Origin of the sequence: Sphingopyxis sp. BE235, from assembly GCF_031457175.1 — a bacterium.
In the GTDB taxonomy this organism is placed as follows: domain Bacteria; phylum Pseudomonadota; class Alphaproteobacteria; order Sphingomonadales; family Sphingomonadaceae; genus Sphingopyxis.
The window spans coordinates 16,816-33,206 of record NZ_JAVDWC010000003.1 but is presented as its reverse complement, the minus strand read 5'-3'; the positions used below and the strand labels follow the sequence as shown (position 1 = coordinate 33,206).

At 65.0% G+C, this 16,391-nt stretch carries 16 protein-coding genes; 3 read left to right on the top strand and 13 right to left on the bottom strand.

The features are described 5' to 3' along the window. Positions 1 to 26: 26 nt before the first annotated feature. The 7 genes from pnp to J2X38_RS13645 all read right to left on the bottom strand — a co-directional run bounded on the left by pnp (position 27) and on the right by J2X38_RS13645 (position 6,718). The gene (pnp, locus tag J2X38_RS13675) at positions 27 to 2,345 is read right to left on the bottom strand and encodes a polyribonucleotide nucleotidyltransferase (protein ID WP_310254936.1); all 2,319 of its coding nucleotides are present in this window, start codon (positions 2,343 to 2,345) and stop codon (positions 27 to 29) included. Positions 2,346 to 2,537: 192 nt separating this feature from the next. Further along, positions 2,538 to 2,807: a 30S ribosomal protein S15 gene (gene rpsO / locus J2X38_RS13670; RefSeq protein WP_058539624.1), complete on the bottom strand. Its 270-nt coding sequence runs from the start codon at positions 2,805 to 2,807 to the stop codon at positions 2,538 to 2,540. 25 nt (positions 2,808 to 2,832) lie between these two features. Beyond that, a complete protein-coding gene (gene truB / locus J2X38_RS13665) occupies positions 2,833 to 3,786 on the bottom strand; it encodes a tRNA pseudouridine(55) synthase TruB (RefSeq protein ID WP_310254933.1) in 954 nt (317 codons plus the stop codon). 85 nt (positions 3,787 to 3,871) lie between these two features. Further along, positions 3,872 to 4,279 carry a DUF6491 family protein gene (locus tag J2X38_RS13660; protein ID WP_310254931.1) on the bottom strand — a complete coding sequence of 136 codons (408 nt, stop codon included), beginning with the start codon at positions 4,277 to 4,279 and terminating at the stop codon, positions 3,872 to 3,874. Between the two features lie 260 nt (positions 4,280 to 4,539). Beyond that, positions 4,540 to 5,082, bottom strand: a complete 543-nt coding sequence (locus J2X38_RS13655) for a GNAT family protein (protein WP_310254929.1) — start codon at positions 5,080 to 5,082, stop codon at positions 4,540 to 4,542. Further along, complete coding sequence (locus J2X38_RS13650; RefSeq protein WP_310254927.1) at positions 5,075 to 5,689, bottom strand: thymidine kinase; 615 nt, start codon at positions 5,687 to 5,689, stop codon at positions 5,075 to 5,077. The genes J2X38_RS13655 and J2X38_RS13650 overlap by 8 nt, the downstream gene beginning before the upstream one ends. 60 nt (positions 5,690 to 5,749) lie before the next feature. Beyond that, positions 5,750 to 6,718, bottom strand: a complete 969-nt coding sequence (locus tag J2X38_RS13645; protein WP_310254925.1) for a helix-turn-helix domain-containing GNAT family N-acetyltransferase — start codon at positions 6,716 to 6,718, stop codon at positions 5,750 to 5,752. Positions 6,719 to 6,826: 108 nt separating this feature from the next. On the opposite strand from J2X38_RS13645, the gene J2X38_RS13640 reads away from it, so the two are divergent. Beyond that, complete coding sequence (locus tag J2X38_RS13640) at positions 6,827 to 8,245, top strand: wax ester/triacylglycerol synthase family O-acyltransferase (protein ID WP_310254923.1); 1,419 nt, start codon at positions 6,827 to 6,829, stop codon at positions 8,243 to 8,245. A 110-nt stretch (positions 8,246 to 8,355) separates the two neighbouring features. Here the strand turns inward: J2X38_RS13640 and rbfA are convergent, their stop codons facing one another. From rbfA to rimP, 6 genes are read right to left on the bottom strand one after another with little or no spacing between them, the layout of a single operon-like run. Next, entirely contained in the window at positions 8,356 to 8,763 is a 408-nt protein-coding gene (gene rbfA / locus J2X38_RS13635) for a 30S ribosome-binding factor RbfA (protein WP_310254921.1), read from the bottom strand. Positions 8,764 to 8,766: 3 nt separating this feature from the next. Next, positions 8,767 to 9,318: a DUF1697 domain-containing protein gene (locus J2X38_RS13630; protein WP_310254920.1), complete on the bottom strand. Its 552-nt coding sequence runs from the start codon at positions 9,316 to 9,318 to the stop codon at positions 8,767 to 8,769. Positions 9,319 to 9,354: 36 nt separating this feature from the next. Next, positions 9,355 to 11,922 carry a translation initiation factor IF-2 gene (gene infB / locus J2X38_RS13625; RefSeq protein WP_310254918.1) on the bottom strand — a complete coding sequence of 856 codons (2,568 nt, stop codon included), beginning with the start codon at positions 11,920 to 11,922 and terminating at the stop codon, positions 9,355 to 9,357. A gap of 17 nt (positions 11,923 to 11,939) precedes the next feature. Continuing rightward, on the bottom strand, positions 11,940 to 12,710 hold the full coding sequence (locus J2X38_RS13620) for a DUF448 domain-containing protein (protein ID WP_310254916.1): 771 nt from the start codon (positions 12,708 to 12,710) through the stop codon (positions 11,940 to 11,942). Next, complete coding sequence (nusA, locus tag J2X38_RS13615) at positions 12,691 to 14,340, bottom strand: transcription termination factor NusA (RefSeq protein ID WP_310254914.1); 1,650 nt, start codon at positions 14,338 to 14,340, stop codon at positions 12,691 to 12,693. Before nusA ends, J2X38_RS13620 begins: the two co-directional genes overlap by 20 nt. Continuing rightward, the gene (gene rimP, locus J2X38_RS13610; RefSeq protein ID WP_310254912.1) at positions 14,340 to 14,885 is read right to left on the bottom strand and encodes a ribosome maturation protein RimP; all 546 of its coding nucleotides are present in this window, start codon (positions 14,883 to 14,885) and stop codon (positions 14,340 to 14,342) included. The genes nusA and rimP overlap by 1 nt, the downstream gene beginning before the upstream one ends. Before the next feature lie 205 nt (positions 14,886 to 15,090). Between rimP and J2X38_RS13605 the strand changes: the two genes are divergently transcribed. Beyond that, entirely contained in the window at positions 15,091 to 15,366 is a 276-nt protein-coding gene (locus J2X38_RS13605) for a metal/formaldehyde-sensitive transcriptional repressor (RefSeq protein ID WP_310254910.1), read from the top strand. Between the two features lie 8 nt (positions 15,367 to 15,374). Continuing rightward, a complete protein-coding gene (gene dmeF, locus J2X38_RS13600) occupies positions 15,375 to 16,289 on the top strand; it encodes a CDF family Co(II)/Ni(II) efflux transporter DmeF (protein WP_310254907.1) in 915 nt (304 codons plus the stop codon). Positions 16,290 to 16,391: the final 102 nt, after the last annotated feature.

Below are 16,391 nucleotides of genomic sequence, written 5' to 3'. Positions count from 1 at the left end.
CTTCTCTTTTCCGATTAGCGGAAGGCTCAGTCCTTCAGGAAGTCGGGCACATGGCCCTGGTCTTCCGGACCTTCGCTGCGCTCGCGGCGCGGGCCGCGGTCGCCACGGCCTTCGCCGCCGCCGTCGCGGCGCGGGCCGCGATCACGGTCACGGCCACCGCCGCCACGCGGGCCGCGGTCACCGCGGTCGCCGCCATCACGGCGCGGACCGCGGTCGCTGCGCGGTTCGCGCGGCGGGCGCGTGTCTTCGAGTTCTTCGCCGGTTTCCTGGTTCACGACGCGCATCGACAGGCGAACCTTGCCGCGCGGATCGATCTCGAGGACCTTGACCTTGACTTCCTGACCTTCGGCCAGAACGTCGGCGACCTTCTCGACGCGCTCGTTGGCGATTTCTGACACATGAACAAGGCCGTCCTTGCCGCCCATGAAATTCACGAACGCACCGAAATCGACGAGGTTGACGACCTTGCCGTCATAGATCTTGCCGACTTCGGCTTCTTCGACGATGCCCGAAATCCACTTGCGCGCGGCTTCGATCTGCTCGGGATCGCTCGACGAGATCTTGATCAGGCCTTCGTCGTCGATGTCGACCTTGGCGCCGGTGGTTGCGACGATCTCGCGGATCACCTTGCCGCCGGTGCCGATGATGTCGCGGATCTTCGACTTGTCGATCTGCATCGTTTCGATGCGCGGCGCATGCGCCGACAGCTCGGTGCGGGCTTCGCCCAGCGCCTTCGCCATTTCGCCGAGGATGTGCGCGCGGCCTTCCTTCGCCTGGTTCAGAGCGGCCTCGAAGATCTCGCGCGTGATGCCCGCGATCTTGATGTCCATCTGCATCGTGGTGATGCCGTTGGCGGTGCCCGCAACCTTGAAGTCCATGTCGCCGAGGTGATCTTCGTCACCAAGGATGTCCGACAGGATCGCATAATCCTTGCCTTCGAGGATCAGGCCCATCGCGATGCCCGAAACCGGACGCTTCAGCGGAACGCCGGCGTCCATCATGGCCAGCGAACCGCCGCAAACCGACGCCATCGACGACGAGCCGTTCGACTCGGTGATGTCGCTGGTGATGCGGATCGTGTAGGGGAACTCGTCCTTCGTCGGCAGCACCGCGTGCAGCGCACGCCATGCCAGCTTGCCATGGCCGATGTCGCGGCGGCTGGGCGCCCCGAAACGACCGACTTCGCCGACCGAATAGGGCGGGAAGTTATAGTGCAGCATGAAGTTCGAGTAGCTGAGGCCGTTGAGGCCGTCGATCATCTGCTCGCTGTCCTTGGTGCCCAAGGTGCAGGTCGCGATGGTCTGCGTTTCGCCGCGGGTGAACAGCGCCGAGCCGTGCGCGCGGGGCAGGAAGTGCGTTTCGGCAACGATCGGACGAATCTGCGTCGTCGTGCGTCCGTCGATGCGCTTGCCGTCCTTGAGGATGGCGCCGCGAACAATTTCGGCTTCGAGCTTTTTCATCAGCTTGCCGGCGGCCATCTGGTCCTGCGGCGCAGCATCGGCGAAAGCAGCCTTGGCGGCGGCACGGGCTTCGTTCAGCGCGTTCGAGCGGGCCGATTTGTCGGTCAGCTTGTACGCAGCAGCGATGTCCTTGCCGATCAGCTTCTTGAGCTTGTCCTTGGCAGCCGACAGGTCGGCCTGTTCGGCCATGTCCCAGGGATCCTTGGCAGCCTGTTCGGCCAGCTTCACGATCGCCTTGACGACGTCCTTGCACGCATCGTGCGCGAACAGGACGGCACCGAGCATGATCTCTTCCGACAGCTCATTGGCTTCGGATTCGACCATCATCACGGCGTCGTAGGTCGCGGCGACGACGAGGTCGAGGTCGCCTTCGGCAACCTGCGCATCGGTCGGGTTCAGGATATATTCGCCGTCGACATAACCGACGCGTGCGGCGCCGATCGGGCCCATGAAGGGCACGCCCGAGATCGTCAGAGCCGCAGACGCGGCGACCATCGCGAGGATGTCGGGTTCATTGTGGCCGTCATAGCTCAGAACCTGGGCAATGACGTTGATTTCGTTGTAGAAACCTTCGGGGAACAGCGGACGGATCGGACGATCGGTCAAACGCGAAACCAAAGTTTCCTTTTCGGTCGCGCCGCGCTCGCGCTTGAAGAAGCCGCCGGGGATGCGGCCTGCGCCCGAATATTTTTCCTGATAATGGACGGTGAGCGGGAAGAAATCCTGCCCTTCCTTGACCGTCTTCGCAGCGGTCACGGCCGCCAAAACCATCGTTTCGCCCAGCGTCGCGACAACCGCGCCGTCGGCCTGGCGGGCAACCTTGCCCGTTTCGAGGGTCAGCGTTTCACCGCCCCACTCGATCGATACTTTTTTCACGTCAAACATGGAGTTTCCTTCGCCCGCCGGGCCCGATGCCGGGCGGGGCCTCTGATTCCGGGCAATCCGGCCCGGGGCGGTTTAGGGCGTCTGTCTGCCCTTATGGCGGTCCCGCCGGATGCGGGAGCGGCCCTGTGGCCCGGCACTTTGCGCGGGACCAATATGACAGCGGCCCCGGAAATCCGGGGCCGCCAGAAATTCTTACTTACGAAGACCCAGCTTCGCGATGAGAGCCGAATAGCGACCCTCGTCCTTCTTCTTCAGATAGTCGAGCAAGCTGCGACGCTTGTTGACCATCATGAGGAGGCCGCGACGGCTGTGGTTGTCCTTGTGGTGCGCCTTGAAGTGGGCGGTCAGCGTGTTGATGCGGTCGGTCAGGATTGCGACCTGCACTTCCGGCGAACCGGTATCGCCCTTTGCACGGGCATTGTCGGTGATGACTTCGGTTTTGCGCTCGGCGGTAATCGACATAGATATTTTCCTCGAACATCCTTGTTTACAGATTGAAGCCCCGGACGACTTTCAGCGTTCCCGCCAAAGCCTCGATCAGGGCAACGGGACGCATTTCGCTGTCCCTTCCCCAATAGAGCCCGTCATCCGTGCTACCCCCGGTCCAGACACGACCCTGACGGATCGCCCCTGCCGCTTCCGGGGAAAGGTTCAGAGCCGGGATGTCGACCAGCCCTGCCTCAAGCGGCAGAAATATTTCTGATTGGGCGGCCCCTTGGCCGAATGCGTTCAATTTGTCCAGCGAAATCGCCTGTTCCAGATCGAACGGCCCGGCCTTTGTACGGCGGAGCATCGTGACATGACCGACGGTGCCGACGGCCTGTGCAATGTCGCGCGCGAGGCTGCGGATATAGGTGCCCTTGGAGACATGGGCGGTGAGGGTGATCTCATCGAGCCCCTCCCCTCCCCTTACCTCGTCACCCCGGACTTGATCCGGGGTCCCGCTAAGCGACGCCGGATCAAGTCCGGGGTGACGGATGGAGAGAGAATGAACGGTCACACTCCGCGCCTTCATCTCGACCTCTTCGCCCGCACGAGCGCGATCATAGGCGCGCTGGCCATCAATCTTGATCGCCGAATAAGCCGGCGGCACCTGTTCGATCGGGCCGGTGAAGCGCGGCAGCACCGCTTCGATTTCGGCGAGCGTCGGTCGCACGTCGCTCGTCGCCACCACTTCGCCCTCCGCATCAAGGCCGTCCGTTTCGGTTCCGAACTTCACGGTGAAGTCGTAAATCTTGCTCGCATCGAGCATCCGGCCGCAAAGCTTCGTCGCCTCGCCGAGCGCGATCGGCAGCACCCCCGACGCGAGCGGGTCGAGCGTGCCGCCATGGCCGACCTTGACCTTGCCCAGCCCCGCCTCGCGGCACACGCGTTTCACCGCGCCCACCGCCTGCGTCGAGCCAAGGCCGACAGGTTTGTCGAGGATGATCCAGCCGTTCATCCCGCGCCGCTAGAGCATTTTCAAGTCAGGTGAAACCTGATGGTTCGTAAAATGCGGCAGACAAGAAATCGCGGGTTGAAGACTGTCAATTTTGCGCGGCCTTTTCGGCTTCGCGCGCGGCCTTGCGCTCGGCCTTCGACGGCGGCGGCGCCGAGGTCACGAAGGACGAGAGCATGCACCGCTCACCGCGGACGATGATCGACGCAAATTTGTCGAGCCGCCCGGCGCCGCGCGTTTCGACGCCGATCGCCTGCGCGAAATCGACGTCGCGGCAGAGGCCGGCGAAGCTGCCATAATACCATTCGCCGCGGCGGCCCTCGATCCAGATGCCGCGGTCGCGGTCGGCCTGCCAGTTGCGGATCGTGCTGTCGCTCGGAAAGACGATGCTCGATTCGACGCCGAGCGCGCGCGGCTCTTTTGCAGGCTCGTTGGCCGCCGCGGCCGCAGAAAGGGGAAGCAGCACGGCGGCCAGGGAGAGTGCGAGATTCTTCATGGCGAGTCGTTTAGCGCTGCGTGTCTGAATGGGCGCTGACCCCATTTTCGTCATTCCCGCCCTTCGACTGCCTTGGCAGGCGCTCAGGATAAACTTCAGCCAAAGGCTGAAGGCGGGAATCCCGCTTTTTCTTTTTCATTCCTTCTTCGCGTCTTTGCGTCTTTGCGCGAAATTTCCTTGTTTCGCGCAAAGACGCGAAGACGCAAAGACGCGAAGACGAAGAAAGCGGGATCCCCGCCTTCGCGGGGATGACGAATGGACTAAGGGCGTGCCGCCCACTCATCGGCGAGCAGCGACCAGAGGCCGGTATCACGCACATAGCCCGTCCAGGTGATGCGCTCCGACCGCAGCACGCCGTCCTTGGTACAGCCGAGCTTCGCGACCGCCGCCTGGCTCCGCTTGTTGCGCTCGTCGATGCGGAATTCGATGCGGCGGATGCCGACCGCGAAGGCGTGATCGAGCATCAGGCGCTTGACCCGGCCGTTGAAGCCGGTGCCGCGCGCATCGGGGTGGATGAAGCTGTTGCCGATCTCGACCGTCTGCGCCGACCAGTCGGGGCGCAGCCACGCGGTCATGCCGACGAGCGTGTCGCCGTCCATGATCGCATAGGGCATGCGGCCGGAGCCACCGATCAGCGTGTCGAAGCTTTTGTCGAAATGGCCGGGGCCGAAGCTCGACGAATAGATCGGCCAGACATCGGCGTCGGCGGCGCAGACGGCGCGCAGGTCTTCGCGATGCGATACGGTCAGCTTGACGAGCCGAAGGTCGCCGTCGGCGAGGTCGACATAGAGGCGGTCAAGCATCGGCGCCTACCTTCCTTGGCGCCTCGGCGGCTTCGCGCCGTTTCGCCATGAAGTGACGCCGGCACATCGCGACATAGCGGTCGTTGCCGCCGATCTCGGTCTGCGCGCCCTCGACGACGGCGCGGCCGCTTTCGTCGACGCGCAGGTTCATCGTCGCCTTGCGCCCGCACTCGCACACCGCCTTCAGCTCGACGAGCGCGTCGGCAATGCCGAGCAGCGCCGCCGATCCGGGGAATAGCTCGGCCGAAAAATCGGTGCGCAGGCCATAGCAGAGCACCGGGATGTCCACCTCGTCGGCGAGCCGCGCAAGCTCCAGCACCTGCGCGCGCGTCAGGAACTGCGCCTCGTCGACGAGCACGCAGGCGAGCGGCCGCTCAGCGTTTTCGGCGCCCACCGCCGCCCACAGGTCGCTGTCGGGATCGAATTTATGCGCTTCGGCCATCAGCCCGATGCGGCTCGTCACTTGCCCCGCGCCGTAGCGGTCGTCGAGCGCCGCGGTCCACAGCATCGTTTCCATGCCGCGCTCGCGATAGTTGAAATCCGCCTGCAACAGCGTCGTCGATTTGCCAGCGTTCATGCTGGCGTAGTAGAAATAGAGCTTGGCCATCGGCGCCCAATAGCGCGGACATGGGCCTTGCACCAGTTGTCAGGACTTAGGGTCCAGACCCTAAAGTGCGAGCCGCCAGTGTTCGCTCTGTTCGGGCTTGCCGAATTCGTCGTGCGTCTCGACCTGTTCGATGGTGAAACCATAGTCCGCATAGATGGCGCGCGCCGATGCGAGGACCGTGTGGGTCCAGAGCACCAGTTCGGCATAGCCCGCCTCGCGCGCGAAGGCGATGCAGCGCCCGACGAGATCGCGGCCGAGACCATGGCCCCGCGCCGCGGCGTCGACATAGAGCAGGCGCAGCCGCGCGACCTTGTCGGACTCCGCGACGAGGAAGACGCTGCCGAGCAGTTCGCCATGGCGTTCGGCGACCCAGCATTGTTCGCGGCCGGCATGGAAATCGCGAACGAAGCGGCTCGTAATCTCGCCGATCAGCACTTCCATCGCGTCGCCCCAGCCATAGGCATTGCGATAATAGACCGCCTGTTGCGCGGTGATCAGCCCCATGTCGCCCGGCCGCCACGGACGGACCGCGGGCGGCGGCAGCGGCACACCCGCCAGCCGCGCCTCGATCCATGCCAGCCGCTCGGCCAGCCCGGCCTGCTCGCCCGGCGACAGATGCGCGAGCGTCGCCGATGTCGACGCGGCGGTCGTGCGGTCGAGCTGGGAAAACAGCGCCTCGCCCGCCGCGGTCAGCCGGATCGGATGCTCGCGCGCGTCGGCTCCGCGCGTCCGCGCGATCCAGCCCAGTTGGGTGAAGCGGCGCAGGATGCGGCTGAGATAACCGGGGTCGACCGACAGCGTCTCGACGATCCGCTTCGAGACGACCGGCTGCCCCGTGGCGATTTCATAGAGGATGCGCGCCTCGATCAGCGAAAGCTCGCTGCCCATATAGCCAGGACCAAGAACCCCGGCAAAGCGCGTGTAGAAGCGGTTGAAGCGGCGCAGCGCGTCCGTGGCGGCATGGGGCGCCGGCGCGTGATCGTCCGGCAGGTGGAGGTTGACCGATGGCATGGTGATACGATGCGTCAATTATTTGACTTTGTCAACTAAATAGCCCCGGGCCACGCGCTTGACACACCCACACCCCCTGTCATGCTGCACATCAAAGATGCAGCATAAACAGTGGGGAGAGCTGCCATGCGGCTGATGCCGGTGACCGACGCGATGTTCCTGGTCGCGGAAACGCGCGAGACGCCGATGCATGTCGGCGGCGTCAATCTCTATACATTGGCCGACAAGGTCGACGAGACCGAGTGGCTGAACGAGCAGCTCGCAATGCTGCGCCAATCGGAAGGGCTGCGGCGGCCATTCAGTGAGGTGTTGAAGCTCACGCCGCTCGGTCAGTACGGCCCGATCCGGCTCGAACCCGACCGCGACATCGACATGCATTACCATGTGCGCAGCGCCGCCTTGCCCAAGCCGGGGCGCTATCGCGAAATGTTCGAGCTCGTTTCGCGCCTTCACGGGACCTTGCTCGACCGGACGCGACCGATGTGGGAGATCACGCTGATCTCGGGCCTGCCCGACCGGCAGATCGCGACCTATTTCAAGATCCACCATGCGCTGATGGACGGCGCGTCGTCGATGCACTTCACCAACGCGATGCTGAGCGCCGATGCGAAGGAAAAGCGTAGCTACTCGCCGATGTCGGTCGAAGCCTATGAAGCGTATAAGCGCAAATTCCCGGTGCCGAAGAAGGCACCGACGCCGAGCATCACCGACATCAAGGCCATCGGCGGCTTCCTGAAGGAGCAATGGGGCAACAGCGTCGGGGTGACCAAGGCACTGAACCAATATGCCGCCGCGATGTTCGGGCTCGGCGGCAGCGACCTTGCAACGCCGTGGGGCGGGTTGCCGCGCACCAGCTTCAACCGCAACATCACCGGCGCGCGGCGTTTCGTGGCGCAAAGCTGGTCGCTCGAACGCGTGCGCGCGATGGGCAAGGCGTATGACGGGACGATCAACGACGCGGTGCTCGCAATGTGCTCGGGCGCGATGCGCAAATATCTGCAGTCGCTGAACGAGCTTCCCGACAAACCTTTGAAAGCCATGGCGCCGGTGTCGATCCGCGCCAAGGACGACATCGATTCGGGCAATTCGGTCGCGGCGGTGACCGCGAACCTCGCGACGCATATCGACGATCCCGCGACGCGCATGGCGACGATCCAGGCGTCGATGAACGCCGCGAAGGCGCAGCTGCGCGAAATGACCGCGCAGCAGATCCAGATCTATACCGCGATCACGCAAATGCCGCAGATGCTGACCGCGCTGACGCGCACCGCCGACAAGTTCCCGGCGTACAGCGTCACCATTTCGAACGTCCCCGGCCCGCGCGAGCAGCTTTACTGGAACGGAGCGCGGCTCGACGGCATGTATCCCGCGAGCATCCCGGTCGACGGCATGGCGATGAACATCACGCAGGTGTCGAACAACAAGAATATCGATTTCGGCATCACCGCGTGCCGCCGCAGCGTTCCGCACGTCCAGCGGCTGATCGACTATCTGGAGGATGCGCTGGTCGAGCTGGAGGAAGCGGCGGGGATCAAGGGGAAGTAGCCTTAGCCGAACCCCAGCTCCGTCATCCCGGCGAAGGCCGGGATCTCATGGTGACGTCATAACGAGAGGTCGAGATCCCGGCCTTCGCCGGGATGACGATAGTTTTCAGATCAGTCTTGGGCTTCGCCCTCGCCGCTCGCCAAATCCCTCGCCACCTTCGGGTCGCGCAGCAATTTGTCGATATGGCTCGCCTCATCGAAGCTTTCGTCGCTCAAGAATTTGAGCTTCGCGGCATATTTCATGCTCATCTTTTCGGCGACGCTCTTTTGCAGCCAGGCGGTGTTGGTGCGCAGCGCCTTCAGCACCGCTTCCTCATTCTTGCCGAGCAAGGGTTTCACGAACACCGTTGCGTGGCGCAGGTCGGGCGACATGCGGACCTCGGTGATGCTCACCGGATGCCTGGCCAAGAGCTCGTCATGCGCGTCGCCGCGTGCGAGGATTTCGGAGAGGAGGTGGCGCACCTGTTCGCCGACGCGCAGCACGCGGACCGAGGGGCCTTTTACTTTTTCGGTTTTCATCGCCTAACCCTTTGCCTCTTCGTCCAGTTTCGCGATGATCCGCGCGATCGAGCGCATGTTGCGCGCGGTGCCCTTATGTCCCAGCCGCCGCTCGATCAGCCGCGCGTGCAACTTGCTGTCGGCGGCTCCGTCGCCAAAGTCGATATAGAGCGCCCGGTCGCCGAGCGCGAGGCGCTCGTTCGGCCGGACGCGGTGGTCGGTCGCCAGCGCATCGAACTGCTCCGCGGCGGGCTGACCGTCGAGGAACATCGTATGGACGATGCGATCCTCGTTCGTGCCCGCGAACGGATTGTCGGCGATCGCCGCGGCGAGTTCGTCGCGATCGCGCACCAGCGCCGCGCTCGTCATGTCGAAACGCTCGTCGACCATGATCGACAATTTCTCTTCGAGCCCGCGCGTCGGCCGCGCGTCATGGTCGAACAGCACATTGCCGCTCGCCACGACGGTTTCGACGTTGCTGAAACCCTCGGCCTCGAACGCCGAACGCAGGTCGGCCATCGTCAGCCGGTTGCCACCGACGTTGATGCTGCCGAACAATGCCACATAGCGAGCCATGCCGGCACCTCCTGACCCGCGCGGAGCGGACGCCCGTTAGAGCGTCCGTTCGCGCAGTTCGACTTCGAAGACTTCGAGGTGGTCGCCCGCCTTGATGTCGTTGGTGTCCGCCAGCACGACACCGCATTCGAGACCCGCGCGCACTTCGGCGACATCGTCCTTGAAGCGGCGGAGCGACGAGATGGTCGTTGCCGACACGATGACGTCGTCGCGCGTAAGGCGTGCGTGCAGCCCCTTGCGGATCGAGCCTTCGAGCACGAGCAGACCGGCGGCCTTGTCGCGCTTGCCCGCGGGGAACACGTCCTTGACCTCGGCGCGGCCGACGACGGTTTCGATCCGTTCGGGACCCAGCTCGCCCGCCATTTCCTTCCTGATCTCATCGGTCAGGTGATAGATGACGTCATGATACATGAAGCGCACTTTTTCGCGCTTCGCGATATCGCGCGCCTTGGCGTTCGGACGGACGTTGAAGCCGATGATCGGCGCCTTGGTCGCCGCCGCCAGCGTCACGTCGCTCTCGGTGATCGCGCCGGCGCCCGACTGGAGCACGCGGACGCGGATCTCGTCGGTCGACAGCTTGTTCAATGCATTGACGATCGCCTCGACCGACCCCTGCACATCGCCCTTGATGATCACCGGGAACTGGATGACGTTCGCCTTGTCGGCGAGCGCCTCGAACATGCCTTCGAGGCTGACCGGTGCCTGGACGGTGCGCTTGCGCGTCGCCTGTTCCTGACGATAGGTCGCGACTTCGCGGGCGCGCGCTTCATTCTCGACGACGGTGAGCGTATCGCCCGCCATCGGGACGCCGCCCAGACCGAGCACTTCGACCGGCATCGACGGGGTCGCCGATTTGATCTGCTTGCCCTGGTCGTCGATCAGCGCGCGAACACGGCCGCTTTCGGCGCCGCAGACGAAGATGTCGCCGACCTTCAAAGTACCGCGGCGGACGAGGATCGTCGCGACGGGGCCGCGGCCCTTGTCGAGCTTCGCCTCGACAACGGTGCCTTCGGCGGCGCGGTCGGGGTTGGCTTTGAGCTCCATGATTTCGGCCTGCACCGCGATCGCGTCGAGCAATTTGTCGAGGCCGGTCTTCTTGAGCGCCGACACTTCGACATTCTGCACGTCGCCGCCCATTTCCTCGACCACCAGCTCATGCTCGAGCAGGCGTTCGCGGACGCGCTGCGGATTGGCGCCTTCCTTGTCGACCTTGTTGATCGCGACGATGATCGGCACGTTCGCCGCCTTCGCATGATTGATCGCCTCGATCGACTGCGGCTTGAGGCCGTCGTCGGCGGCGACCACCAAGATGACGATGTCGGTGACATTGGCACCGCGCTGACGCATCTCGGTAAAGGCTTCGTGGCCCGGCGTATCGAGGAAGGTGACGAGCGACCCGTCGGGGGTCTTCACCTGATAGGCGCCGATATGCTGGGTGATGCCGCCGGCTTCGCCCGCCTGTACATTCGCACCGCGCAGCGCGTCGAGCAGCGACGTCTTGCCGTGATCGACATGACCCATGATCGTGACGACCGGGGCGCGCGGCTTCAGATGTTCGGCATCGTCGACATCTTCATCGTGACGGATGTCGATGTCGCCTTCGCTGACGCGGATGATCTCGTGCCCGAACTCGGTGACGAGCAGTTCGGCGGTGTCCTGATCGATCGTGTCGGTGCTCGCCGACGGGACGCCCATCTTGAACAGCGCCTTGACCAGATCGCTGGTCTTTTCGGCCATGCGGTTGGCGAGATCCTGAACCGTGATGCTTTCGGGCACGGTGACTTCGCGGATCTGCTTCTCACGCGGACCCGACGAGGCGGTGTGCGAACGCTTTTCCTTTTCGCGGGCGCGCTTCAGCGCCGCGAGGCTGCGCGCGCGCGCACCTTCGTCTTCGTTCAGCGCCCGCGTGACGGTGAGTTTCCCCGACTGGCGGCGGCTGTCGCCGCCGCGGGTTGCCTTCGGCTCGGGGCGCTTGGGTTCGGGGCGCTGCGGAGCCGCGACCGGGGTAAAGCGGCGCGGTGCGGGCGCAGCGCTGGTCGTCGCGCGCGGCGCGGGCGTCGGCGCGGCCTCGCTCTGCGGCGCTGCGGCAGCGGCGGGCGCTTCGGCGGCGGGAGCGGCAGCGGGCGCTTCAGCAGCGGGCGCGGCAGGAGCCGGCTCGACGGCCTTCGCCGTTGCCTGTTCGACCTTGGCTTCGGCGCGCGCCTTCTCTTCCTCGGCGGCGCGCGCACGCGCGGCTTCGTCGCGGCGGCGATTATCTTCTTGCGCCGACATGCGCGCTTCTTCGGCCTCGCGCAGCAGCTGCGCCTGGCGTTCCTGACGCGACATCAGGCTGTCGTTCTCGCTGACGCGGGGCGCGGCCGGCTTCGGAGCGGGCGCGGGTGCCGGAGCGGGAGTCGGTGCGGGTGCCGGAGCGGCCTCGACCTCTTCGGCCTCGACCGGGGCGGCTTCGCCCGGACGACCGAGCACGCGGCGACGCTTCACCTCGACCACCACCGTGTTGCGGCGCCCGTGGCTGAATTGTTGCTGCACCTGTCCGGCCTCGACCGTCCGCTTCAGCCCCAGGGGCTTGCGGGTAAGGGTCGGTTTGTCCTGTTCGTCACTCATCGAAAACCATCATTCCTTCAAAACGCGTCCGAAGCGGCGCTGCTGGTCGGCAACGCCCCAATATTTTCCTCGCCAGAAGCCGGCGCGGCGTGCGGGTCGGAATCGCGGTTGGTCGCGTCCCTACTCCATCCTGTGAAAAACTGCCAGCGGCTCAAATGCGCCAGCACCCGGTCCGCGGCGCGGGCGTCGGTCAACGCCAGATGCACCGCATTCTCGCGGCCTAATGCCATAGATAGGGTGCCGCGGTCCACCGGCAAGACCCGGCCCTCGCGGCCCGAGCCTTCATCGTCCTCGCCGACGCGCCACGCCTGCGCCAATTTCTTGCGCCCGTCCTCGCCCGCATCGCTGGCGTGGAGCAGCAAGCGAACCTGACCCTTGCGCGCCGCGGTTTCGATCTTTTCATTGCCGCTGAGCAGGGTGCCCGAGCGCGATTCCAGCCCCAGCCGGTCGAGCGTCGCGCGCTGAAGCTGCGCCTCGATGCGCGCGCCAAGGTCGTCGGGGATCGTGAAATTGCCGTCCTGCAGCGCGCGCGCCAGCCCGCCCTTCAGCTTGCCCTTCGCCTGTGCAGCTTCAAGCGTCGCGCGATCGACGCCGATCCACGCGCCGCGCCCCGGCGCCTTGCCGAGGACGTCGGGCGCAATCGTGCCGTCGGGCCCGAGCGCAAGGCGCACGAGCCGTTCGGCCGGCGAAACCTCGCCGGTGATGACGCAGCGCCGTTCAGGCACATGCTGGCCGCGCCGACCAGCGCGGTCTGGTTCGCTCAGCTGATCATTGTGCGGGGTCCGCATCGGCGGCCTCCCCGTTTTGCGGCTCCGCCGCGGGCCCAGCTTCCGGTGCGTCGGCTTCCGGCTCGTCGTCGAACCAGTGCGCGCGCGCCGCCATGATGATTTCGTTGCCCTGCTCTTCGCTCAGGCCATATTCGCCCAGAACGCCGCCCTTGTCTTCGGCGCGTTCGCTGCGCGGCGGGCCGCGGCGGTTGTCGGTGCGCTTCTTGGCGATCAGTTCGTCGGTCGCCAGATCGGCGAGATCGTCGAGCGTCTTGATCCCGGCCTTGCCGAGCACGACGAGCATCGCTTCGGTCAGGTGCGGGATCGCGGCCAGATCGTCCTCGACGCCGAGCGCGCGGCGTTCCTGACGCGAGGCTTCTTCGCGGCGCTCGAGTCCTTCGGTCGCGCGGCTCTGCAGCTCCTGCGCCAGTTCCTCGTCGAAGCCTTCGATGCTCGCGAGTTCGTCGATGCCCACATAAGCGACTTCTTCGAGTTCGCCGAAGCCTTCGGCGACGAGCAGCTGTGCGAGCGTTTCGTCGACGTCGAGCTCTTCCTGGAACATCGTCGAGCGTTCGACGAATTCGCGCTGGCGCTTCTCGCTCGCGTCGGCCTCGGTCATGATGTCGATCTGGCTGCCGGTGAGCTGGCTGGCGAGACGGACATTCTGGCCGCGGCGACCGATGGCGAGCGACAGCTGGTCGTCGGGAACGACGACTTCGATGCGGCTGTCATCCTCGTCGATCACGACGCGCTGGACCGTTGCGGGCTGGAGCGCGTTGACGACGAAGGTCGCCGTGTCTTCGGACCAGGGGATGATGTCGATCTTTTCGCCCTGCATTTCCTGGACGACCGCCTGCACGCGGCTGCCCTTCATGCCGACGCAGGCGCCGACGGGGTCGATCGAGCCGTCATAGCTGATCACGCCGATCTTGGCGCGCGAGCCCGGGTCGCGCGCGGCGGCCTTGATCTCGATGATGCCGTCGTAGATTTCGGGGACTTCCTGCGCGAACAGCTTCTTCATGAAGTCGGGGTGCGCGCGGCTGAGGAAAATCTGCGGGCCGCGGGTTTCGCTGCGCACCGACAGGATCAGCGCGCGAACGCGGTCACCGACGCGCATCAGTTCGCGCGGGATCTGCTGGTCGCGGCGGATCACGCCTTCGGCGCGGCCGAGGTTGACGACGATGTGGCCGAATTCGACCGACTTCACGACGCCGGTGATGATCTCACCGCCGCGATCCTTGAATTCCTGATACTGGCGCTCGCGATCGGCTTCGCGGACCTTCTGGAAGATCACCTGCTTTGCCGACTGGGCGTCGATGCGGCCGAGATCGACCGCGGGCAGCGGATCGACGATGAAGTCGCCGATCTTGGCGTCCTTCTGCAGCTTCTGGCCGGCGGCGAGGTCGACCTGCTTGAAATAATCCTCGACCTGTTCGACGACTTCGACGACGCGCCACAAGCGCAGGTCGCCGGTCTGCGGGTCGAGCTTCGCACGAATGTCGTTCTCGGCGCCGTAACGGGCGCGCGCGGCGCGCTGGATCGCTTCTTCGATGGCTTCGATGACGATGCCCTTGTCGATCATCTTCTCGCTGGCGACGCTGTTGGCAATCGCGAGGAGTTCGGCCTTGTTGGCGGAAATGGCAGTGGCCATCAGTCCTGTCCTTCTTCTTCCATTTCGTCGGCGCCCTCGATCGAGAGCGGGACGGTTGCGGCAATCAATTTGTCGGTGAGAACGAGCTTCGCCGTGTCGATCGCGTCGAACGGCAGCTTGTGCTCCACACCCTCTTTATCCGAAATCGTAACGACATCGCCGTCGATGCCGATCAGCTCGCCGTTGAAGCGCTGACGTCCGTCGCGCTTTTCCTTGAGCGCGATCTTCGCCTCGTGCCCCGCCCAGTCGGCGAAGTCGGCAGGGCGCGTCAGCGGGCGGTCGATGCCCGGCGACGACACTTCGAGCCGGTACGCCTGTTCGATCGGGTCCTTGCCCGCTTCCTCGAGCGCGTCGAGCTGCGCCGAAATGCGGCGCGACAGGTCGGCGCAATCCTCGATCGTCAACTGGCGCGTATCGGGGCGCTCGGCCATGACCTGCAAGGTCGGATCGCTCTCGCCGCCAAAGAAAGCGACGCGCACGAGCGCAAGGCCCATCGCCTCGGCTTCGGGCGCGATGATCGCATTGAGGACGTCGAGATCGGCCAATGAAATTTCCCGTTTCGGATGACCGGAAAGCATGTGGGTATAGCCGCCGCGGCCCGCGGCCCCGACGTCCCAACTGGCTAACCATGTCAAGAAGTACGGCGCATATAGGCTTTGGCGGGTGAGTCGGCAAGGGGGAATGCGGCCCCATCGCAGCGGCGAGTGCCTCGATTGCATCGATCGACAATATAGGATAGGGGGGTATCCTATGTCGCATATGCACGCCAACAAGGACCAGCTCCTCGCACGCACCCGGCGGATCGCCGGGCAAATCGCGGCGATCGAACGCGCGATTGCGGGCGAGGCGGGTTGTGCGGCGATCCTGCATCAGGTCGCGGGGGTCCGTGGCGCGATTGCCGGGCTGATGGACGAACTCGTCGCCGAGCATATGCAATCACATGTCGTCGCACCGGGTCTCTCGGACGCCGAGCGCGCGCAAGGCGGTGACGAACTGCTCGCGGCGATCCGCCGCTATACGAAATAGGAGCCGGCATGTCGTTCGATAGCGAGATCGAGGCGCTGGCCCACGACCATGTCTTCCTCGGCAAGCGGCACGACGAGAATGCGCGGCGTACCTTGTGGGTCGTCGCACTCACCGCGGTGATGATGGTCGGCGAGATCGCCGCGGGGCTTGCCTTCAACTCGATGGCGCTGCTCGCCGATGGCTTCCATATGGCGACGCATGCAGGCGCGCTCGGGATCGCGGCGATCGCCTATGCCTATGCGAAGCGCCACGCCCATGGGCGCCGCTACAGCTTCGGCACCGGCAAGGTCGGCGACCTCGCGGGTTTCGCCTCGGCGCTCGTGCTCGGCATCGTTGCGCTCGGCATCGCGTTCGAATCGGCGATGCGCCTTGTCGATCCGAGCCCCGTCGCCTTTACCGAGGCGACGATCATCGCGGTGATCGGGCTGGGGGTGAATATCGTGAGCGCGCTGCTGCTTGGCCATGGGCACGATCATGACCATGATCACGCGCACGACCATCATCATGGCCATGCGCACGAGCGCGACAACAATCTCCGCTCGGCCTATCTGCACGTTGTCGCCGACGCGTTGACCTCGGTACTCGCGATCGCCGCCTTGCTCGGCGGGCGCTATCTGGGCTGGGTGTGGCTCGACCCGTTGATGGGGATCGTCGGATCGGTCGTGATCGCGGTGTGGGCCTGGTCGCTGATGCGCGACACCGGCGCGGTGCTGCTCGACGCGACCGACGCCGCGATCGAGGCCGAGATTCGCGAACTGGTCGAAGGCCCGGGCGACGCAAAGATCACCGACCTCCACGTCTGGCGCGTCGGCCCGGGCGCGCATTCGGCAATCATCAGCGTCGTCGGCGCAACGCGCGAGACCATTTGCGCGCGGGTCAAACCCGTCCACGAGATCGAACATCTGACGGTCGAGATTCGCTGAGCTTCGCCGGATTCGGCTTGCCGAATTCATGTCCCGCCGCAGGGTCAATTCTTGTGGAATATTTTTACAGCGAACCGATGAAATCACAGGAAATTGCCAAAA